Annotated in this window: 12 protein-coding genes and 1 pseudogene; 4 read left to right on the forward strand and 9 right to left on the reverse strand. The window is 65.8% G+C overall.

Features of this window, described 5'->3' with window-relative positions:
• Window positions 1–94: 94 nt before the first annotated feature.
• Entirely contained in the window at window positions 95–589 is a 495-nt protein-coding gene (locus BMW87_RS07260; RefSeq protein WP_093075539.1) for a metallophosphoesterase family protein, read from the reverse strand.
• A gap of 69 nt (window positions 590–658) precedes the next feature.
• Here BMW87_RS07260 and BMW87_RS07265 point away from each other — a divergent pair, with 69 nt between their 5' ends.
• Entirely contained in the window at window positions 659–2,137 is a 1,479-nt protein-coding gene (locus tag BMW87_RS07265; RefSeq protein ID WP_256216695.1) for a C13 family peptidase, read from the forward strand.
• A gap of 27 nt (window positions 2,138–2,164) precedes the next feature.
• Here the strand turns inward: BMW87_RS07265 and BMW87_RS07270 are convergent, their stop codons facing one another.
• A complete protein-coding gene (locus tag BMW87_RS07270; protein WP_093075541.1) occupies window positions 2,165–5,029 on the reverse strand; it encodes an aconitate hydratase in 2,865 nt (954 codons plus the stop codon).
• 159 nt (window positions 5,030–5,188) lie between these two features.
• Window positions 5,189–5,623 carry a hypothetical protein gene (locus BMW87_RS07275; protein ID WP_093049576.1) on the reverse strand — a complete coding sequence of 145 codons (435 nt, stop codon included), beginning with the start codon at window positions 5,621–5,623 and terminating at the stop codon, window positions 5,189–5,191.
• A 131-nt stretch (window positions 5,624–5,754) separates the two neighbouring features.
• Here BMW87_RS07275 and BMW87_RS07280 point away from each other — a divergent pair, with 131 nt between their 5' ends.
• On the forward strand, window positions 5,755–6,606 hold the full coding sequence (locus BMW87_RS07280) for a helix-turn-helix domain-containing protein (RefSeq protein WP_093075542.1): 852 nt from the start codon (window positions 5,755–5,757) through the stop codon (window positions 6,604–6,606).
• Here the strand turns inward: BMW87_RS07280 and BMW87_RS07285 are convergent.
• The 6 genes and pseudogenes from BMW87_RS07285 to BMW87_RS07305 form a co-directional block, all read right to left on the reverse strand.
• Window positions 6,506–8,770, reverse strand: a complete 2,265-nt coding sequence (locus tag BMW87_RS07285; protein ID WP_093075544.1) for an acyl-CoA dehydrogenase — start codon at window positions 8,768–8,770, stop codon at window positions 6,506–6,508. The genes BMW87_RS07280 and BMW87_RS07285 overlap by 101 nt on opposite strands.
• Window positions 8,771–8,880: 110 nt before the next feature.
• Window positions 8,881–9,474: a hypothetical protein gene (locus BMW87_RS07290; RefSeq protein WP_093075545.1), complete on the reverse strand. Its 594-nt coding sequence runs from the start codon at window positions 9,472–9,474 to the stop codon at window positions 8,881–8,883.
• 8 nt (window positions 9,475–9,482) lie between these two features.
• Window positions 9,483–10,637 (reverse strand): DUF2827 domain-containing protein, encoded by a 1,155-nt coding sequence (locus BMW87_RS07295; RefSeq protein WP_093075547.1) that lies wholly within the window; start codon window positions 10,635–10,637, stop codon window positions 9,483–9,485.
• Entirely contained in the window at window positions 10,634–11,785 is a 1,152-nt protein-coding gene (locus tag BMW87_RS07300) for a DUF2827 domain-containing protein (RefSeq protein WP_093075548.1), read from the reverse strand. Before BMW87_RS07300 ends, BMW87_RS07295 begins: the two co-directional genes overlap by 4 nt.
• Before the next feature lie 82 nt (window positions 11,786–11,867).
• Window positions 11,868–12,665, reverse strand: coding sequence for a YadA-like family protein (locus BMW87_RS35735; protein ID WP_371258801.1), 798 nt, complete (start codon window positions 12,663–12,665; stop codon window positions 11,868–11,870).
• Window positions 12,663–19,256 (reverse strand): annotated as a pseudogene (locus BMW87_RS07305) (ESPR-type extended signal peptide-containing protein); the annotation flags it as partial. The gene BMW87_RS35735 and the pseudogene BMW87_RS07305, both read right to left, overlap by 3 nt.
• A gap of 501 nt (window positions 19,257–19,757) precedes the next feature.
• Here BMW87_RS07305 and BMW87_RS07310 point away from each other — a divergent pair.
• Both BMW87_RS07310 and BMW87_RS07315 read left to right on the forward strand, forming a co-directional pair.
• Window positions 19,758–20,894, forward strand: coding sequence for a DUF2827 domain-containing protein (locus BMW87_RS07310; protein ID WP_093075552.1), 1,137 nt, complete (start codon window positions 19,758–19,760; stop codon window positions 20,892–20,894).
• Window positions 20,895–20,914: 20 nt separating this feature from the next.
• Window positions 20,915–21,775 carry a hypothetical protein gene (locus BMW87_RS07315; protein ID WP_093075553.1) on the forward strand — a complete coding sequence of 287 codons (861 nt, stop codon included), beginning with the start codon at window positions 20,915–20,917 and terminating at the stop codon, window positions 21,773–21,775.
• The last annotated feature ends 9 nt before the right edge of the window (window positions 21,776–21,784 follow it).

The following is a 21,784-nucleotide window of genomic DNA, read 5'->3' on the forward strand; positions in this document are numbered from 1 at the left end:
TGCTAGCAATTCTCACTCACAAATACCTGACCAACCCCTCGAAATCAGGCTCTATCGACCCAGAAACACCAAGAAACCGGCTCAAGGCCGGGTCTCAGGTGCCTCCCCCGGTAGAGGGAAGACCACCCTGCGGGTCGATCGAGACGACGCGAGCAGTCACTGACGCACCGTCGATAACGAGTTCGGCGACGGAAATCGGCAGCTTGAACCGCCGCGGGCCCGCACTACCCGGATTGACGTAGAGCACACCAGCGCGCTCTTCGACTTTCGGCTTGTGCGAATGGCCCGAGACGACCACGCGCACGCCGGCTGCGGGCGGGTCGATGTCGAGCTGCGCAAGATCGTGAATGGCATAGAGGTGCACGCCGCCGAACTTCACAAGTTCGGTTTCCGCAATGGCATCTGCCCAGGGTTCGCGGTCGTTGTTGCCTCGCACGACCGTCAACGGCGCAATGGCCGCGAGCGCTTCGAGGATGCCGGCGCTGCCGATGTCGCCACCGTGCACGATGAAGTCGCTGCCCTTCAGGAAGGCGATGGCCTCGGGCCGCAGGAGCCCGTGCGTGTCGGAGATCAGACCGATGCGAAGCATGGGCAGAAGAAGAAAGTTATTCAGGCAAACCCGGGGCGACAGCCGGCAAGAAGCACGGCCCCCAAGGGCATGATCGACGACATGCCCGAAGACATCATCGCACCGCAGCAGCCTCCCGAGAACACCGAAGAAGCATCCGCTTCGCCTCCGCCCACGCAGGACACCCCGCCGCGCGCGAGCCTGTTGCACTGGCTGGTCGGCGGCCTGCGCGCCTCGCTCCTGCTGGAGCCGCGCGTCGATGCACGACCCGCGCCCTGGCAGTTGCTGCTGCTCGTGCTGCTGCCCGAACTCGTCTGGACTGGCTTGGCGCGCCTCGAAATCGCCGGCCCCGCACGGCTCTACGAAACCGTCGGCCTCAACACGCTCTGGGTGCTGGGCGTGCTCGCGTGGCTGGGCTGGTTCGCGCTGTCCGGGCGGGCCCGCGGCGGCGGACTGGCGCGCTGGTTCGTGCTGGCCACCTGGGCGATGTTCCCGGCCAACCTGGCGCTCGGCATGCTGGCGCTGGGCTACACGCGCGGCTGGTTGCCGTCGGCGATCGCCACCTCGCCCGGCTATTGGGTGGTCTTCGGCCTGGGATGCGCGTGGATGGTGCTGGCGCTGGTTCGGTTCACCGCGCGCGAAGCCGGCGCGCGCTGGCGGCTTGCGATCTTCGCGCCCGCGTTCGTCGCCCTGCTGACGCTGACTTTCTGGCAATCGCTCAACACGCAGGACCGCATGTGGCAGCCCGATGCCACCAGCGCATCCACCCAGCCCGAGCGTCCGCGCATGCAGCTGACGCAGGAACTCTTCGAGGAGCAACAGGCGCTGTGGGAGCGCACGGTCGCGGCCCTGCCCGCCGGCAAGCCGGGGCAAACCAACGTCTACGGGCTGGTGTTTGCGCCCTACGCGTCTGAAGACGTGTTCCTGCGCGAGAGCAACATGGTCACCCAGTTGCTGGAGGAACGCTTCGACGCCAAGGGCCGCGTGATCCACCTGATGAACCACGCGACCACAGCCGAGACGCTGCCCTGGGCCACCCCGCTCAACCTGCAGCGTGCCATTGCCGCGCTGGCCGAGCGCATGGACCGCGAGAACGACGTGCTGATCGTCTACCTCACCTCGCACGGCGCGCGCGACCACCAGCTGGCCGCCGCGCACTGGCCGCTGGCCGTGCCCTGGCTCACGCCGGAAGAACTGCGCGAAGCGCTCGACGAAGCCGGCATTCGCCACCGGGTGGTGGCGGTGTCGGCCTGCTATTCAGGGGGTTGGATCGAACCTCTGGCCAACGAAAACACGCTGGTGATGACCGCCGCCGACGCCACGCACACCTCGTACGGATGCGGCCGGCTGTCGGAGCTGACCTTCTTCGGCCGCGCGATGTTCAACGAGGAACTGCGCAAGACCCGCTCCTTCGAAACCGCCTTCGCGGCGGCCGTGCCGCTGATCAAGCAGCGCGAGATCGAGGCCGGCAAGGAAGACGGCTTCTCGAACCCGCAGATCCGCGTCGGCGAAAAGATCCGCCCGTTGCTCGACCAGCTTGCGCAGCGACTCGACGCCGCCTCGAAGTAGCAGCGTCGACGGGTCTGCTCCCGGGAGTTACTCCAGGAGCTGTCGCAGCACGAACGGCAGGATGCCGCCGTGCTTGTAGTAGTCGACCTCGATAGGCGTGTCGATGCGCAGGCGCACCGTCACCTCCTGGTGCGTGCCGTCGGGGCGGTGCACCACCAGCTTCACGTCCATCTGCGGCTTCAGCTCGCTGCCGATCACCACGTCGATCTGCTCGTCGCCCGTGAGACCCAGCGTCTGCCATGAATCGGCGCCGCGGAACTGCAGTGGCAGCACGCCCATGCCGACCAGGTTGGCGCGGTGGATGCGCTCGAAGCTGCGCGCCACGACGGCCTTGATGCCCAGCAGCTGCGTGCCCTTGGCGGCCCAGTCGCGCGAGGAACCGGTGCCGTACTCTTCGCCGCCGAACACCACCGTGGGCACGCCCTGCTCCATGTACTTCATGGCGGCGTCGTAGATGAACATCTTCTGGTTGCCCGGCTGGAACAGCGTGACGCCGCCCTCTTCCTGCGTGCCGTTGGCATCCGGCGGAATCATCAGGTTCTTGATGCGCACGTTGGCAAAGGTGCCGCGCATCATCACGTCGTGGTTGCCGCGGCGCGAGCCATAGCTGTTGAAGTCGGCCTTGGGCACGCCGTGCGCCTTGAGCCAGATGCCCGCGGGCGAACTTTCCTTGATGGAGCCGGCCGGCGAAATGTGGTCGGTGGTGATCGAGTCGCCGAACAGCGCCATCACGCGCGCGCCCTTGAAGCCTGCGTCCGACGCGTGCGGCTTCATCTTGAAGCCCTCGAAGAACGGCGGCTCGGCAATGTAGGTCGACTTCGGCCAGTCGTACACCTGGCCATCGGTGCCCTTGATGCTGCTCCAGAACTTGCCCGGGTCGGTCTTGACCTTGTCGTAATTGGAACGGAACGACTTGGCGTTCATCGCGTAGCGAAGGTTGTCGTCGATTTCCTTCGGCGTGGGCCAGATGTCGCCGAGGTACACGTCCTTGCCTTTCTTGCCCTTGCCCACGGGCTCGGTCATCAGGTCGGTCATTACGTTGCCGGCGATGGCAAAGGCAACCACGAGCGGCGGCGAAGCCAGGAAGTTGGCCTTCAGGTTCGGGTGGATGCGCGCCTCGAAATTGCGGTTGCCCGACAGCACGGCCGCGCCGATCAGGTCGTTCTTGGTGATGGCCTCGTTGATCTCGGGCGTGAGGTCGCCGGCGTTGCCGATGCAGGTGGTGCAGCCGTAGCCCGCAAGGTAGAAGCCGAGCTTTTCGAGGTACGGCAGCAGGCCTGCCTTCTCAAGATATTCGGTCACGATGCGCGAGCCCGGAGCCAGCGAGGTCTTGATGTGCGGCTTGACCGTGAGGCCAGCCTCGACGGCCTTCTTGGCCAGCAGGCCGGCGGCCAGCATCACGCTCGGGTTCGAGGTGTTGGTGCACGAGGTGATGGCCGCAATCAGCACGTCGCCGTTGCCGATGGTGACTTCGCCCTTGGGCGCCGAAGGCGCGGTGGCACTCACGTGCGCGGCGGCGTTGGTCGAGCGGTTCGCCACCATCTCGACCACGTCGAGCGGTGCGCCTGCTGGCGGCGGGGCGGCTTCTTCGTCACCGGCCTTGCCGGCCGCGACCAGCGGATAGCGCAGCTTGAGCTTGTCGGCCGGCTGGTTGAAGCCGTTGGCGTCGTTGGGCTTGCTGTAGAGCTCCGAGAACTTGGTGGAGAGGTGGCCGAGGTCGATGCGGTCCTGCGGGCGCTTCGGGCCGGCCAGGCTGGGCGAGACGGTGCCCAGGTCGAGCTTGACGATCTTCGTGTAGTCGATGTCGCCCGGGTTGGGCATGCCGTAGAGGCCCTGCGCCTTGTAGTAGGCGGCGAAGCGCTCGACCTCTTCCTTGGTGCGGCCGGTGCCTTCGAAATACGCCACGGTCATGTCGTCGACCGGGAAGAAACCCATGGTCGCGCCGTATTCAGGCGCCATGTTGCCGATGGTCGCGCGGTCGGGCACGGCAATGGATGCGGCGCCGGGGCCGAAGAATTCGACGAACTTGCCGACCACCTTTTCAGCCCGCAGGATGGAAGTGACGTACAGCACCAGGTCGGTTGCCGTGACGCCTTCGCGCAGCTTGCCGGTGAGCTCGAAGCCCACCACGTCGGGCGTCAGCATGTAGACCGGCTGGCCCAGCATGGCCGCCTCGGCCTCGATGCCGCCAACGCCCCAGCCGACCACGCCGATACCGTTGATCATGGTGGTGTGGCTGTCGGTGCCGACCAGCGAGTCGGGGTAATACGTTGGTTTGTCGTCCTTGTCGCTCGGGCTCTTGTAGACGCCGCGTGCAAAGTATTCGAGGTTGACCTGGTGCACGATGCCGAAGCCCGGCGGCACGACGCGGAACGTGTCGAAGGCCTGCATGCCCCACTTCATGAACTGGTAGCGCTCGTTGTTGCGCTGGAATTCCAGCTTCATGTTCAGGTCGAGCGCCTTGGGCGTGCCGTAGTAGTCGACCATCACCGAGTGGTCGACCACCAGGTCGACGGGCACCAGCGGCTCGATGGTCTTGGGCGACTTGCCCAGCTTGGCGGCCACGCTGCGCATGGCGGCCAGGTCGGCCAGCAGCGGCACGCCGGTGAAGTCCTGCAGCACCACGCGGGTGACGACGAAGGGAATTTCGTCTACGCGCTCGGCGTTGGGCGCCCAGTGGGCCAGCTCTTCGACGTGCTTGGCCGAGACTTTCTGCCCATCGCAATTGCGCAGCACCGATTCGAGCACGATGCGGATGGAGACGGGCAGGCGGTCGATGGTGGGGTATTGCTTGGCCAGTTCCTTCAGGGACCAATATTTGCCGGACTTGCCTGACGGGGTCTTGAAGGTCTTGAGGGTGGACGCAAACGCATGCGCCGGGGCTTTGGCCATGGAGAGACTCCTGTTTGTTCGTGGAAGCCTCTCAAAGATATCAGGGATCAATGTCAGCCGTTGTAGTCGGTCTTCTCCGATCCCGCCTTCTGCCGCCCTGTTCCTCATCGCGAAAAATGCCGGGTAAAGGGGTGTCGCCGGCATTTGCGCGAGATCGGATCACCAACGACCGGCCGGCGTCAGCCCGGTGACCGCGCCTGCACTGCCGCGGGTGCGGCGCAGGCCAGTCCATTGCAGCTCGGCCAACACAACCACGCACGCCACCTGCGCCAGCACCCAGGCCATGCCCAGCACAGTGATCGCAAACATGCCGCTCACCAGCAGCGCGATGCACGCCACGGCCCAGCCGAAGTTGCCGGCGACGACCAGGCCGATCAGCGTGCGTGGCGGCGTGCTGCGGCTGGCCATGAAGGCCGCGGCGGCGGCATAGACCAGCAGGAACACGCCCGTACCCATGAGCAGCGGCGCCGGCAGCCCGGTCAACCCGGCCAGTGCGCCGGTGAATGCCACCTGCAGCGCGCCGGTCGCGGCGCAGGAGGCGGCGTCGGCCCACATCACGGCGGGCAGGAAGCGGGGGGATGCGAAGACGGACATGAGGATCTCCTTGGTGGTTACGCGGCAGGCCAGTCCTGCCGCGTTGGAGCCAATGATTCCGGCCAGCATGGATCGCGTCGATGACCTGTGAGGTCATGGCGCCGCGCCGCTGCCACGCCAGAATGCGCCTCATGAACACCACCCACTCCCACCCGACCAAGGCCAGCCAGCCCGGCGCGCGCGACCCGTTCGGCGCCCACCTGCGGCACTGGCGCACCCACCGCCGCCTGAGCCAGCTCGACCTGGCGCAGGAGGCCGAGGTCTCGACCCGCCACCTGAGCTATGTTGAAACCGGCCGCGCCGCGCCGAGCCGCGAGATGGTGCTGCGCCTGGCCGAGCGGCTCGAGGTGCCGCTGCGCGAGCGCAATGCGTTGTTGGTGGCCGCCGGCTTCGCGCCGATGTATCGGCAGCGCTCGCTCGATGATCCGGCAATGGCCGCGGCACGCCGCGCTGTCGACTTGGTGCTGAAAGGCCACGAGCCCTTTCCCGCGCTGGCCGTGGACCGCCACTGGAACCTGGTCGCGCACAACGCGCTGGTGCCGCTGCTGATGGAAGGCGCATCGCCCGAGCTGCTGAAGCCGCCCATCAACGTGCTGCGCCTGAGCCTGCACCCCGACGGCGTGGCGCCGCGCATCGCCAATCTCGCGCAGTGGCGCACTCACCTGCTCGAACGGCTGCAACAGCAGATTGCCGCCACGGGCGACGCGGTGCTGCAAGCGCTGCACGATGAACTTGCGGCCTATCCCCCGCCCGCCGTGAGCCATGACGCGCCGGTCATCGACACCGCGCTGTCGGCGGTGGCCGTGCCCTTTCAGGTGGTCATGCCGAGCGGCGTGCTGAGCTTCATCAGCACCATCACGATCTTCGGCACGCCGGTCGACGTCACATTGCAGGAACTCGCGGTGGAGTCGTTCTTTCCGGCGGATGAGCAGACGGCTGCGGCGCTGATGGCACTGGCTGCGCAGCAGCAACAGGCGGGCTGAGGTCGGCCCTGCCGTCTGCATCGCGCGGCGGGCCTTCGAAGTCGTCCACCTGGATGACCTTGTCGGCTGCCTTCAGGTAGGCGAGCGCCAGTTCGGGGTCGGGTGCCGAGCGGGCCGCCTCTTCGAGCGAGTTCGTGCGGCGCAGCGCCTTGTTGAGCGCGACCGTGGCGTCGCCTAGCTGCGCGCCCAGTTCCATCGCGTACATCAGATCGCGCAGGCCACCCGCGGCGGGCTCGCTCAGGTCGGGCGCCAGGCGTTCGACGATGCGCGGGTCCTTGCGCAGCAGGTCGGCCAGTTCGAGCAGTTGCACGTCGCGCAGCGGCGCCAGGTGCGCGGTGCGGCGCAGTACCAGCGCACCGATCACGCGCCGGCTCGCCGTCGGCAGGTTGGCATACAGATCGCGCAGGATCTTGCCGGCCTCGTCGATCTGCAGGCGGATCGCAGCCCGTGCGAAGGGCAATAGTTCGGGCGCACCATCGACGCGATAGCGCCAAATGCACGAACTGGCCAGGTACAGGTGCGCGAGCACGTCACCCAGGCGCGCCGACAGCAGCTCCATGCGCTTGAGCTTGCCGCCGAGCATGCCCATCGCGAGATCGGCCGTGAGCGCGTACTTGGCGCTCATGCGCGCGAGGAGCCGCGCTTCGTGCATCAGCTCATCGGGCGGCGTGCCGAGCACCGGCGCGCCGAAGAGGCTGCGCCACAGGTTCACAGCCACGTGCCTGCCGTGCGCCATGAGCGCCTTGCCGAGCGCGGTCTCGTCCTTCGCTTGCACGGCTGCCATTTCGTCGAGCACATGCGGATGGCATCGCACCGCACCCTGCCCGAACACGATGAGCGCACGCGTGAGGATGTTCGCGCCCTCCACCGTGATCGCGATCGGCGCCTGCCGGTAGGACACGCCGAGCAGGTTCGACGGGCCGGAGATGATGCCCTTGCCGCCGAGGATGTCCATGCCGTGGTTGACCGCGCGGCGTCCGGCTTCGGTCAGCTGTACCTTGAGGATGGCGCTCGCCACGCTGGGCCGCTCGCCCTTGTCGAGCGCGGCGGCCGTGAAGCGCCGCGCCGCGTCGGTCGCATACAGCTCGGCCGACATCTGCGCCACCAGCCCCGCGACCGCGTGGAACTTGCCGACTGGCATGCCGAACTGTTCGCGAATCTGCCCATAGCCATTGCTCACGTAGAGCGCGGTCTGCTGCATCGCCGAGCCCAGCGCCGGCAGCGATATCGCGCGGCCCGCCGCCAGGCATTCCATCAGCATGCGCCAGCCCTGCCCGACCTGCTGCTCGCCGCCGATGATCCAGTCCATCGGCACGAACACCTGACGGCCGTGGATCGGGCCGTTCATGAAGGCGCTGTCCATCGGGCGATGGCGGCGGCCGATCTCCATGCCCTCGTGCGGCACTGGAATCAGCGCGCAGGTAATGCCGAGTTCGCGCTCGCCCTCGGGCCTGCTTTCGTCGATGGCGTGGAAGGCCAGCCCGACCACGGTGGCGACCGGCGCGAGCGTGATGTAGCGCTTGTCGAAATCGACCAGGAAGCCGCGCGTCATGCGGCCGTTGAATTCGCGCTCGACCACCACGCCACGGTCGGGAATCGACGCCGCATCCGACCCCGCATACGGCGATGTCAGGCCGAAGCACGGCAGCTCACGGCCGTCGGCAAGGCGCGGCAGGTAGTGCTCTTTCTGCGCATCGGTGCCGTAGCGCAGCAGCAGTTCGGCAGGCCCCAGCGAGTTGGGCACCATCACCGTGACGGCCGTGGCCACGTTGACGGTGGCGATGCGCGCCACCACCGTGGCGTGCGCATGGTGACCGAAGCCGAGGCCGCCGAACTCCTCGGGAATGATCATTCCGAAGAAGCGCTTCTCGCGCAGATAGCGCCACACCTCGGGCGGCAGGTCGTGCGCCTGGTCGATGGCGTGGTCGTCGAGCATGTGGCACAGCTCGCGCACTTCGTTGTGGAGAAAGGCCTGCTCGCGTTCGGTGAGCTGGTTGGGGCCCATGGCCGCCAGTGCATCGAAGTCCGGGCGGCCTGCGAAGAGCTGGCCTTCGAAGCCGACGGTGCCCGCCTCGAGCGCCGCGCGCTCGGTGTCGCCCAGCGGCGGGAGCGCCTTCGAGAATGGCTGCATGGCCCATCGGCCGATCAGTGTCGCCAGAGGCATGGTGCGTCTCCTTCCGCGACGAATGCGCGCGGATTGGCACCATTCTTGAGGCTTGTGGCTGGCCCCAAGGGCCGGTCAAGGGCTCCCCGGCCTGTCGGAGACGGACGCGCCTACCGCTTCTTCGGAGGCTGGGCCGCAGCAGCGGCGGCTGGATCCCGCCAGCCATATTCGACATAGCGCCGGATGACCAGGCAGCCCGGCGGCGAATCGATCAGCGAGACCGACGAGGTCGGCTCCTTCTCGTCGGTGTAGACCGCGTAGTTGGGCAGCAGCCGCGTCATCTTGTAGCTCGCCAGCTCCTGCTGGCCGACGCTCGCGCAGGTGAAGGGCGCGACCGAGATGCGCTCGGCCGACACGGTGCAGGCGCCGCTTTCATCGGGAATGGCGGTGATCGAAGCAGCTACGCCGGCGTTCGGAAACTCCATGCCGATCAGCGAGAACATCGGCCCTGCATCGGGGCGCTTGCGGTCCCAGTCGAGCAGCACGTCGTGGCTGCGAGCACCTTGCACGGTGAGCGTGGAAAGCCGCGTGATGGCCGGCAGGCAGCGCTTGATGCCCACGCTGGTGGCGGCGCGCGTGAGCGTGTCCTGCGGGGCCGCGGGCGGGGCCTGGGGCACCAGCACGCCTTGGGCAAGCGCCGCGGTGCCGGCGGCCCATGCAAGGGCGGCAATCAGCAGGCGGGAGATTCGTTGGGTCGGCTTCATCCCGGTCCTCATGCGTAAAGGTTTTCGATGGCGGCGGTGTAGGCGCGCACGTTGTCCTCGCCCTCGGGGTCGAGCGTGGCGATGAAGCGGCGCGCGCGCTCGCGGTAGGCCGGCAGATTGGCGTCGTGCTCGGCAAAGGCGCGCTGCAGGGCGCGGCCGCCCTCCTCGCAGTCGAAGCCGTGGTAGCGGTAGCCGCAGTCGCCGATGAGGTGCGAGTTGTGGACGAGCGGGTAGCCGCCGTACAGCGCCTCGTAGTAGAGGTAGTTCTGCGCGTTCTCCCAGTGGTGCGCGAACACGGCGTCGATCTTGCCGGGCATCACCTGGTACATCGGAAAGCGCCCCTCGAAGGTGGCCAGCCCGTGCTGCACGAGGTCCAGGCTCTGCGCGAAGCCGATGAACAGCGGCTTGTCCTTCAGGTGAAAGCTGTTGTAGACCCACATCTTCTCGATCAGCCGCGGCTGCGCGCGATGCGCCGCCTCGCAGCCGAGCATCGGGATGAAGCTTGTCTTCACCATGCAGATGTTCGGCTCGAAGATGGCAACGCGCCACTGCTTGCGGCCGGGCTCGTAGGCAAAGGGCGGGCTGTCCGCCGGCGCGCGGGTCATGGCGCGCTCCAGCACCATCGGGCTCCAGAGATGCGGCATGAGCCGCACCGGCGCGCGGAAGGTGCTCTCGAAGTAGGGCTTGCACGACACCTCGTACTCGGGAATCGTCCAGACCTCGTCGTAGGGCGCGCCTGAGATCAGCAGGCCGTGCGGCTTGTCGAAAATCATGCGCTCGATGTCGATCACGTAGTCGTTGCCCACGCGCATCGAGACGATCTTGCCGCCGCGCTCACGGAACGCCACGGACCACGGCATGGCCAGCTGGGCGCTCATCTCGATCATGAGGTCGAGCTCCTGCGCTGCCGTGGCCATGTCGATGATGGGCACCGGCGAATCGGCGAGGAAGTTGGTGGCGTCCGCCGGGCCGCCGTCGCCACCGCCGGCCACCAGCACGGCGCTTTCCACGCGCGGCGAACGCAGCAGCAGCATCACGAGGAACAGGCAGTTCTGGTAGACGCCGTTCTCCCACAGGCTCTGCTCACCCTTGCGGATGAAGATGGAAACGCCGACCTTCAGCCTGGCCGGCATGGCGGTCTTTTGTTGCTGCGCCTCGTTCATGCGGCAGCCTTCACGCCGTCGGCACGGAATGCGGCATTGCCACCCACCAGGTTCAGCAGGCGCTGCGCATAGCCGTCGACGTTCGCGGGGTTGAGCGGATCGACCGCGTCGAAGACGCGTTGCGAGCGGACGCGGTAGTCGTCCAGCTGCCGGTCGTGATTGCGCACGGCCTGCTGCAGTTGCGCGGCGCCGGCGGCGATGTCGAAGTCTGGGTAGTAGTAGCCCGCATCGCGCAGCCAGGGCGAGTTGTGCACCAGCGGGTAGTTGCCGTAGAGCGCATCGAGGTAGCTGTAGTTCTGGTCGTTCTGCCACTGGTGCGAAACCACGGCATCGGCAAACTGCACCATGAAGCCCGCGAAGTCGTGCCGGCCGTGGAAGATCGCCTTGTGCTGGCGCACGATGTCGAGCGAGTTCGCCAGGTACAGCATGGTCGGGTGGTCCTTGATGTGCAGGGTGTTGAGCACCTGCATCGAGGTCACGGCCGCCGGGTCTGCGCGATAGGCCCCGTCGCAGATCAGCATGGGCACGCTGCTGGACTTCACCACCGAGATGTTGGGCTCGAAGATCGCCACCCGAAAGCCCGGCTGCTGCGCCGTGCGCGGCGTGTAGCCGAAACGATGCCCCGCGGCCTCGACCTCCGCGACGCGCTGGGCCAGGAACTGCGGCGACCAGAGGTACGGCACCTCGAACACCGGGCAGCGATGCATGGTGCGCATCATGGGAGCGAACGCCTCGTCCTTGGGCAGCAGCCACACCTCGTCGCAGCGCTCGGGCTTGCTGAAGTGGCCCTTGTCGGTGAACACGATCGGCTCGGCCAGCGCCGCGAAAGGCTGGCCCACGCAATGGAACACCACGCGGCCGCCGCATGCGCGAAAGTAGGAGAGCCATTGCACGTCGAGCGCGCCGGCCATCTCGATGACTACGTCCAGCGCATCGGTCAGCTCGCGCGCCCGCCCGAAGGCCAGGCCCATGGCAGCCAGGTCGACCTGGGGCGGCATGCTCGGCTGGTCGCCGGCGTCGATCAGGGTGACGGATTCGACGAACCCGATGCGTTGCAGCAGCCGGGCGAGGAACAGGACGTTCTGCCCCATCCCGTTCTCCCAGATGTTCTGCCCCGCGTGGGTGAGGACTGAAATACCAATGCGCATGGGGGCGAAGTGTGTACCAAAAGAAAAGGCTCCCGCACCATCACAGCGCGGGAGCCGGCCGGTCGCTGGCCGATTCAGTGGCTTATTTCCACTTCCAGCCGATGCCGGCGTTGACGCCCCACTCCTTGCCCGTGGTCGTCAGGCCCGCGCCCCAGGACATCTTGCCGTCGTCGGACAGCGCCTTGAAGGTCAGCGCTACAGCGCTGTAGCCCTTGTAGCTGCCGAGGCCCACGCCCACCGTCTTCTCGCCGGGGTACAGCGTCGGCAGGTAGGTGCCCGACATCGCGAAGGCCATGGCCGTGCCCGAGTAGGCAATGCGGGCCACGTCGCCGACCTGGCTCTGCACCTGGTTCAGCTGGCTCATGTTGACCGCGTCGCCCGGCAGGATGCCCGGCGCCACGTTGCTGATGCGCGTGCCGCCAGTTGCCTGGCCGTTGCCCAGCGTGATCTGGTTGTAGTTGACCGAGCCGTCCGGGTTGGTCGCGTACTGCACGCTGCCGGCCTTCGCGGCGGCTGCCGATGCCTTGAGCTGCGCCACGTTGGTCGCGTCGCTGTCGGCCGTGCCTGCTGCCACGCCCGTGATCTGGCGGTACTGCCCGTTGGCCGCATCGCCCACCGACACCGCAGCCTGCGTGCTGGTGGTCGCATTGACGGCTGCTTGCTGCTGTGCCGACGCACCGCCCGGCACGTAACCGGCCACGCCCGCCGCGGTGGAAGCCACCGAGCCCGAGCCCAGTGCGACGCCGCCGCTTTGCGTCACGATCGCGCCGAAACCGATGGCCGTGCCCTGCGAGATGTTCTGCGCCTTGCTCAGCTGCGTGCCGCCGGCATCCGCGTTGTCGCCCAGCGCCACGCCGCCGCCGCCCGCGCGGGAGTTCACGCCGATCGCCTGCGAACCCGTGGCCAGCGCTCCGGTGCCGATGGCGATCGCGTTCGCACCCGTGGCCTGGGCGCCGAAGCCCACCGCCACCGCGCCGTCGGCCGTCGCCTTCGCACCGTTGCCGGCCGCAAAGGAGTTGGCGCCGCTGGCCACCGACTGCGGGCCGATCGCCACTGCTTCCTGGCCGGAGGCGTCTGCGTCTGCCGCCGTCGAGTTGGCGTGGAAGTACTTGGTGCCCGTGTTGTAGATGTTGTTGACCGACGTGCTCAAGCTGTTGACGTTGACATTGGTCGTGCTCAGGCCGGTCGACAGGCTGCCGACGCCGGTCGAGAGACTTGCGATGTTGCTGGTCGCGGTGCTCAAGCCGGTCGACAGGCTGCCGATGCTGCTGGTCGCGGTGCTCAAGCCTGTTGAAGTCGACGTGGACAGGCTGTCGATGCTGCTCGTGGCGGTGCTCAGCCCCGTGGAGGTCGAGGTCGAGAGGCTGGCAACGCTGCTGTTTGTCGTGCTCAGGCCGGTCGAAGTCGAAGTCGACAGGCTGGCAATGGCGCTCGTCGAACCGCTCAGGCTCGTCGACAGGCTCGCCACATTGCTGTTCGTCGTGCTCAGGCCGGTCGACAGGCTGCTGATGCTGCTGGTCGCCGTGCTCAGGCCCGTCGAAGTCGAAGTCGACAAGCTGTCGATGCTGCTCGTGGCAGTGCTCAGACCCGTGGAGACCGAGGTCGAGAGGCTGATCACATTGCTGTTTGTCGTGCTCAGGCCGGTCGACAGGCTGCCGATGCTGCTGGTCGCCGTGCTCAGGCCCGTCGAAGTCGACGTGGACAGGCTGTCGATGCTGCTCGTGGCGGTGCTCAGGCCCGTGGAGGTCGAAGTCGAGAGGCTGGAAACGTTGCTGTTGGTCGTGCTCAGGCCGGTCGACAGGCTGCTGATGCCCGTCGAAGTCGATGTGGACAAACTGCCGATGCTGCTTGTGGCGGTGCTCAGCCCTGTGGAGGTCGAAGTCGACAGGCTGGAGACGCTGCTGTTCGTCGTGCTCAGACCGGTCGACAGGCTGCCGATGCTGCTGGTCGCGGTGCTCAGGCCCGTCGAGGTCGACGTAGACAGGCTGTCGATGCTGCTCGTGGCGGTGCTCAGGCCCGTGGAGGTCGAGGTCGACAAGCTCGAGACGTTGCTGTTCGTCGTGCTCAGGCCGGTGGACAGGCTGCCGATGCTGCTCGTCGCAGTGCTCAAGCCAGTCGAAGTGGAAGTCGACAGGCTGGCAATACCGCTGGAAACCGAGGTCGACAGCGAAGTCAGTTGGCTGAAGTTCACCGCGTCGGTGGGGTTCACACCCGCGGCAACGTTGGTCAGGATGACCGGCGATGTCGCACCAGCGCCGCCCAGCGTGACCTTGGTGTGAGTCGCATCGTCGTACTGGACCGAGTTCGCGACGCCCGTGGACAGGCTGCCGATGCTGCTGTTGGCGGTGCTCAGGCCGGTGGACAGACTGCCGATGTTGCTGGTGGCGGTACTAAGGCCGGTCGAGGTCGAGGTCGACAGGCTGGTCACATTGCTGTTTGTCGTGCTCAGGCCCGTGGACAGGCTGCCGATGCTGCTTGTGGCTGTGCTCAGACCGGTCGACGTCGAGGTCGACAGGCTGGTCACATTGCTGTTTGTCGTGCTCAGGCCCGTGGACAGGCTGCCGATGCTGCTTGTGGCTGTGCTCAGGCCAGTCGAGGTCGAAGTCGAGAGGCTGGTGACATTGCTGTTCGTCGTGCTCAAGCCAGTCGACAGGCTACCGATGTTGCTGGTCGCGGTGCTCAGACCCGTCGACGTCGAAGTCGACAGGCTGGTCACATTACTGTTCGTCGTGCTCAAGCCGGTGGACAGACTACCGATGCTGCTCGTCGCAGTGCTCAGACCAGTCGACGTCGAAGTCGACAGGCTGGTCACGTTGCTGTTCGTCGTGCTCAAGCCAGTCGACAGGCTACCGATGTTGCTAGTCGCGGTGCTCAGACCAGTCGACGTCGAGGTCGACAGGCTGGTGACATTGCTGTTCGTCGTGCTCAAGCCAGTCGACAGGCTACCGATGTTGCTGGTCGCGGTGCTCAGACCCGTCGACGTCGAAGTCGACAGGCTGGTCACATTACTGTTCGTCGTGCTCAAGCCGGTGGACAGACTACCGATGCTGCTCGTCGCAGTGCTCAGCCCGGTCGAGGTCGACGTCGACAGGCTGGTCACGTTGCTGTTCGTGGTGCTCAGGCCAGTCGACAGGCTACCGATGCTGCTCGTCGCAGTGCTCAGACCAGTCGACGTCGAGGTCGACAGACTGGTCACATTGCTGTTGGTCGTGCTCAGGCCGGTAGACAAGCTACCAATGCTGCTCGTCGCAGTGCTCAGACCAGTCGACGTCGAAGTCGACAGGCTGGTCACGTTGCTGTTCGTCGTGCTCAAGCCAGTCGACAGGCTACCGATGTTGCTTGTCGCTGTGCTCAGACCCGTGGAGGTCGAAGTCGACAGGCTAGTCACATTGCTGTTCGTCGTGCTCAAGCCGGTCGACAGACTGCCGATGCTGCTCGTCGCCGTGCTCAGACCGGTCGACGTTGAAGTCGACAAGCTGGTCACATTGCTGTTCGTCGTGCTCAGGCCGGTCGACAGGCTGCCGATGCTGCTGGTGGCTGTGCTCAGACCGGTCGACGTCGAGGTCGACAGGCTGGTCACGTTGCTATTCGTCGTGCTCAAACCTGTAGACAGGCTACCAATGCTGCTCGTCGCAGTGCTCAGACCGGTCGAGGTCGACGTCGACAGACTGGTCACGTTGCTGTTCGTCGTGCTCAAGCCAGTGGACAGGCTACCGATGCTACTTGTCGCTGTGCTCAGACCCGTCGACGTCGAGGTCGACAGACTGGTCACATTGCTGTTCGTCGTGCTCAGGCCCGTCGAAAGGCTGGCAATGCTGCTCGTTGCGGTGCCGATGCTGCTCGACAACGAAGCTGTGACGGTCTTGACTTGCAGGACGTTGACGGCGTCCTGGTCCGCGCTGCCCGGCGCCACGCCTGTGATCTGGCGGTTGCCCACGTTCACTTCACCCGATGAGCTTTGCTTGCTCGTCAGGCCGAACGCGTCGTAGTTGGCCAACGCACCCACGCTGGCCACCGAGTTCGCACCCAGCGCCACGCTGTCGGGCTTGGTGGTCTGGGCGTTCTTGCCGACCGCCACGCTGTTGTCGCCGTTGGAGATCGCGTTCTGGCCGATGGCCACGCTGTCGGCGCCGTTGGCCTGGCTGTCCGCGCCGGTGCTGTTGGCGTGGAAGTACTTCGTACCGGTGTTGTAGATCGAGCTGACCGACGAGCTCAGGGTGCCAAGGTTGCTGTTGGTCGTGCTCAGGCCCGTTGACAGGCTGCCGATGCTGCTCGTGGCGGTGCTGAGACCTGTCGACGTCGAAGTCGACAGACTGGTCACGTTGCTGTTCGTCGTGCTCAAGCCGGTAGACAGGCTGCCAATGCTGCTCGTGGCGGTGCTGAGACCTGTCGACGTCGAAGTCGACAGACTGGTCACGTTGCTGTTCGTCGTGCTCAAGCCGGTAGACAGGCTGCCAATGCTGCTCGTGGCGGTGCTCAGACCCGTCGAGGTCGAAGTCGACAGGCTCGCAACGTTGCTGTTGGTCGTGCTCAGGCCTGTAGACAGACTGCCGACGCTGCTGGTCGCGGTGCTCAAGCCGGTCGAGGTCGAGGTCGACAAACTCGCAACGGCGCTGTTCGTGGTGCTTAAACCAGTGGACAGGCTGGAGACATTGCTGTTGGTCGTGCTCAAACCGGTCGAGAGGCTGCCGATGCTGCTCGTCGCTGTACTCAGACCGGTCGACGTCGAGGTCGACAAGCTGGTCACGTTGCTGTTTGTGGTGCTCAGGCCAGTCGACAAGCTACCGATGCTGCTCGTCGCTGTGCTCAGACCGGTCGACGTCGAGGTCGACAAGCTGGTCACGTTGCTGTTCGTGGTGCTCAGGCCAGTCGACAGGCTGCCGATGCTGCTCGTCGCTGTGCTCAAACCGGTCGAGGTCGAGGTCGACAGGCTGGAAACATTGCTGTTGGTCGTGCTCAGGCCAGTGGACAGGCTGCCAATGCCGCTAGTCGCCGTACTCAGACCCGTCGAGGTCGACGTGGACAGGCTGGTCACGCTGCTGTTCGTGCTGCTCAAGCCGGTCGACAGGCTACCGATGCTGCTCGCCGACGCGCTCAGGCCAGTGGACAGGCTGCTGACGGTGCTGTTGGTCGTGCTCAAACCAGTCGACAGGCTGCCGATGCTGCTTGTCGCCGTGCTCAAACCTGTGGAAGTCGAGGTCGACAGGCTGGAAACCCTGCTGTTGGTCGTGCTGAGCCCGGTCGAAAGGCTGCCGATGTTGCTCGTCGCAGTGCTCAGGCCCGTCGACGTCGAAGTCGACAGGCTGGTCACATTGCTGTTCGTTGTGCTCAGGCCCGTGGACAAGCTGCCGATGCTGCTCGCGGTAGTGCTCATGCCCGTGCTCAACTGAGCCACGGTCACAGCGTCCTGGGGCGCCGCGCCATCGGCAACGTTCGTGATTCGCCGCAGGGCGGAAGACGAACCCACCGAGACCTCGGACGCAGGCGCGTTGGTGTTGGTGAGGAACCCCTTGCCGGTAGGCGCCGCGGCGCCGGTCACGCTGCCCGCGCCAATTGCGACGCTGTTTGCATACGCTGCATTGGCGCTGTCGCCGACAGCAATGCCGGACGCGCCATTGACGGCTGATCCACGTCCGACGGCAATGCCGGAGGTTGCCGTCGCAGCGACAGCGGACTGCCCACCAATGGCGATCGAATCGTTCGCAAGCGCCTTCGCCCCGCTGGTGACGTTGGAGCCGATCGCGGTGGATCCGTCAGCGAACGAATTCGCTGTCCGGCCAAGGGCCACGGAGTAGGCGCCTGTGGCGTTGGCTCCCGAGCCAATGGCAGCGCTGCGGTCACCCATGGAAGAAGCATTGGTGCCGACCGCCAGGCCGTTTGTTGCACCGGCGCCGGTCTGCGCGGCATAACCGATAGCTGCGGAGGTGGCACCCTGGGCATTCGAAAGGGTCCCGAACGCCGTGGAACCGCTGCCCGTGGCATTTGCGCTGTTGCCGAAAGCGGTCGAAGGTGCCAGTCCCGATGCATCGCCAACGGCACGCGCGTTGGTGCCGAAAGCCATGTCGTTGCCGAAGGCTGCATTGGCGTTGTTGCCGAAGGCCGTCGCGCCGCCGCCATTGGCCTTGGCACCGGCGCCGACCGCGACTGCGTTGGCGCCAGAGCCAATGGCAGAAACGCCGAGGGCTATCGCGTTGAGGGCCGACGCATTGGCGCCGTCGCCAACGGCAACACCGGCTGTGCCGCTGACGATCGAGCCGCGACCGACCGCGATACCGGAGTTGGCGGCAGCCGCCACCGAAGACTGACCACCGATGGCGATGCCGTCGACGGCCGCCGACTTGGCCACGTCGGTGGTGTTGCTGCCGATGGCGATGGAGCCGGTGTTCGAAGCCAGCGTGCCATTGCCCGCTGCCAGCGAGTTCTGGCCCGTGGCCTTGGCTCCCACCCCGAAGGCGGTCGCGCCGCTGGCAGAAGCCGTGGTGCCGTTGTTGCCGATCGCCAGCGTGTTCAAGGCACTGGCCGTGGTCTGGCCACCGACGGCGGTCGAATCCTGGCCGGTGGCCTTCGCACCTGTGCCAACGGCGGTGGAATCGCCCAACGATGCAGCCGTACCCGTCGCCACGGCGCCCCAGCCGATCGCAAGATTCGAGGCGCCGGTGGTCGCAGCATTGGCATTCGTGCCGATGGCGATGGCATTGCTGCCGATCGCGTTCGCGCCGTCACCGAGCGCAATCGCACTGGTACCCGCGACGTTGGCGCCGCGGCCGATGGCTACGCCCGAAGTGGCCCCGGAACTGACAAAAGCCTGGCCGCCGATGGCGATGGAATCCGTCGCGGTCGCCTGCGCGCCCTTGGTCGCGTTGCTGCCGATGGCCACCGCCCCGCTGCCCGAGGCGGTGGTCGAGTTGGCAACGGTCAGCGGGGTGGTGCCGTCCCCGCCCGCGCCGCCGATGGCTACAGAATTGAGCGCGGCAGCGTTGCTGCCGAAGCCCATCGCGATGCTGGAGCTGCCGCCCGCGCTCGACTCCAGCCCGTAGGCGCTGCTCCACTTGCCGCTCGCGTTGCTGAGGAAGCCGAATGCGGAAGCCCCGGTTGCCCGGCCCTGGGCGAACGCGCCGTACACGGTCACCGCGGTCGAGCCCGTACCGGTCGCGTTGCATCCCGCCACCAGCGAGTAGGTGCCGGTACCGTCTTGCGTCGGTGCACCGGTCGCTCCACTGGTGCTTCCGGGATTCACGCGGCCGACGATGCCACTCGATCCCGTCACACAGGTGCCGTCGGTATTGATGACGTTGGCGTACGCCACCCCGGCTCCGCCCTGCATCACCCCATAGATGGCCGCCACGGCCAGGAGACGGAATGTCGACCGCTTCGCGCTACCGCTTCGCTTGCCGCGCGCCGATGTGAGCTCCGAAGCCGCCACCCACGCTCCCAGGGCTTCGTTCCATATGCTTCTGTATGACTTGTTCATTTGCTGTTCGGCTCGCGGTGAATGGATTGACGGGTTCAGATCGACAAAAAATGCGATGCCCCTGCGTCAGGTTCCATCGCTGAAGGCACGCGCTTGGGAGTGCCTCGATTACAGGAATGCTGGAATGTACGGACTTGTTTACATTTGAGTTCGCATGCCGCAATAGGGAAATTTCGAACCAATGATTTAGTTCACAAAAATGAAATATGAGTGAACTCATTCAGGCCCGAGGGTTGCCGACAAGCCACTGAAAGCGGGAGGCCACATAGAATCCAAAGCGCGGCTTCAGCGGACTTTTTTCACACAACTTCGCCGATAAGCCCTCTTTCTCCTTCTTCTTGCCGCCGACTCAAAGACAGTGCGTCTGCTCTTTGCAAGCCTCGAAGAATGACAAAGCCCACTGAAATAGGAATTTCGTCACATAGCAGTTAATTAATTGCCAATCCCAGAAAGCGATCTCCAATCGCCGCGGATGGCAATTAACATTCTTGAAACAATTAAATGAGGTCCGCCATTCAGCTGCGCATCGGCATCACCATCGGCCTCCACCACGAGGCCGAAACCCTCTGGAACAACGGCATCAAGCAGAACGCCGTGTTCCTGGCGGAAGCACTGAAGCACTGCCCGGATGTGGCCTCGGTGGTACTGGTCAACACCACGGCGATCCCGATCACCCCGGCCCTGCCCTGGGACCAGACACGCTGGCCTACCGTGACCTTCGAGGCGGCCAAGGACAACGTGCACGTGCTGATCGAGCTCGGCGGCCAGATCGACCCGGCGCAGACCGACTACCTGAAGCAGCGCGGCGCGCGGCTGGTGTCCTACTGCTGCGGCTTCGAATACGTGCACGCCATGGAGTCGATGCTGTTCAACAAGCCGCTCTGGGGGCAGAACCTGTTCGTGAACCAGCGCTACGACGACATCTGGATGGTTCCGCAGGTGGCGAACATCAGCCAGCCGTACTTCGAGGTGCTGCGCCGGGCCGAGGCGCGCCCCGTGCCTTTCGTGTGGAGCCCGGTATTCCTGGACGAACGCACGCGAGCCCTGCCCGACGCCGGCGTCTACCAGCCGCACGCCGGGCCGCGCCGCCTCAGCGTGATGGAGCCGAACATCAACGTGGTGAAGTTCTGCCTCTACCCGGTACTGATCGCCGAGTTGGCCTACCGCGCCCGGCCCGAAGCCGTCGCGCTGCTGCAAGTCACCAATGCCGAACGGCTGGCCAGGGAGAACATGGAGTTCATCACGCTGATGAACCAGCTCGACCTGGTGCGAGAGCACAAGGCGGTCTTCCTGGGCCGACATGAAACGCCCGTGTTCCTCGCGCAGAACACCGACATCGTGGTTTCGCACCAGTGGGAGAACCCGCTCAACTATTTCTATCTGGAAACCTGCTGGCAGGGCTACCCGCTGGTGCACAACGCGCACCTGTGCGCGGACCTCGGCTACTACTACCAGGGCAACGACGTGGCCGGCGGCAGCGCCCGGGTGCTCGAAGCCATCGACACGCATGATGCGCAGGCAATCGCTTATCGCGAGCGCCAGCGCAGCCTGATCGACCGCTACCTCCCCGGCAACGCCGCGGCCACCGAGGTCTACAACAACCTGCTGCTCGGCCTGATGCAGCGCCCCGCCCGATAGATAGGCACACGGAGCCCGAAATGCTTGACTCGTCCGAACTCCGGCAGTTCTTTCCCGTGGTCGTGACACCGAGCCACGACGGCAAGTTCTTCCAGAACTACGTCGCCTCGATGCTGAACTTCACTGTCCAGGCCGAGCGCGCCGGCATGCGCATGCAGGTGCTGATGCACCAGGGCGAGAGCCTGGTGACGCGTGCGCGGAACAACTGCGTGGCCCAGTTCCTCGCCAATCCGCAATGGACCCACCTGTTCTGGATCGACGCCGACATCGGCTTCTCGGCGCAGGCGGCCTTCCGGTTGCTGCTGTCGGGCTACGACATCGCGGCCGGCGTCTATCCGCTCAAGCGGGAGAACTGGCCCGACGACGGCGTGGCCGCGGGCACGACACAGCAGCAGTTCGAGGCCACCTTCACCCGCTACACGGTCAACGCCAAGGCCTCGGAGACCACTTCGCAGGTCGAACTCAAGATCCAGCCCGACGGCTTCATGGAGATGACCGAGGCACCGACCGGATTCATGGTGATCAAGCGCGCCGTGTTCGAGCGGCTCATGGCGAGCTACCCCGACCTCGCCTACGTGCCCGACAGCATCGGCGAGGCCGACCTGGGCCTGCACTACCGCTTCTTCGACGTGATGGTCGACCCGCAGACGCGCCGCTATCTCTCGGAAGACTACGGCTTCTGCCGCCTGTGGTCGGGGCTGGGCGAGTCGATCTACATCGACGCCAATTCCAACCTGACACACCAGGGCGCCAAGCTGTACCGCGGCGACTTCGCCAACTCGCTGCTGACCTCCCTGCCCCATGCGGTGGGCGGCCCGGTCGGAGCAAAGATGGTGCTCACGGGCCAGGAGTACCTGCAGCCCAACGCGCCCTCGCTCTGAGCTGAACGA

Source organism: Variovorax sp. OV084 (assembly GCF_900111625.1).
Lineage (GTDB): Bacteria > Pseudomonadota > Gammaproteobacteria > Burkholderiales > Burkholderiaceae_C > Variovorax.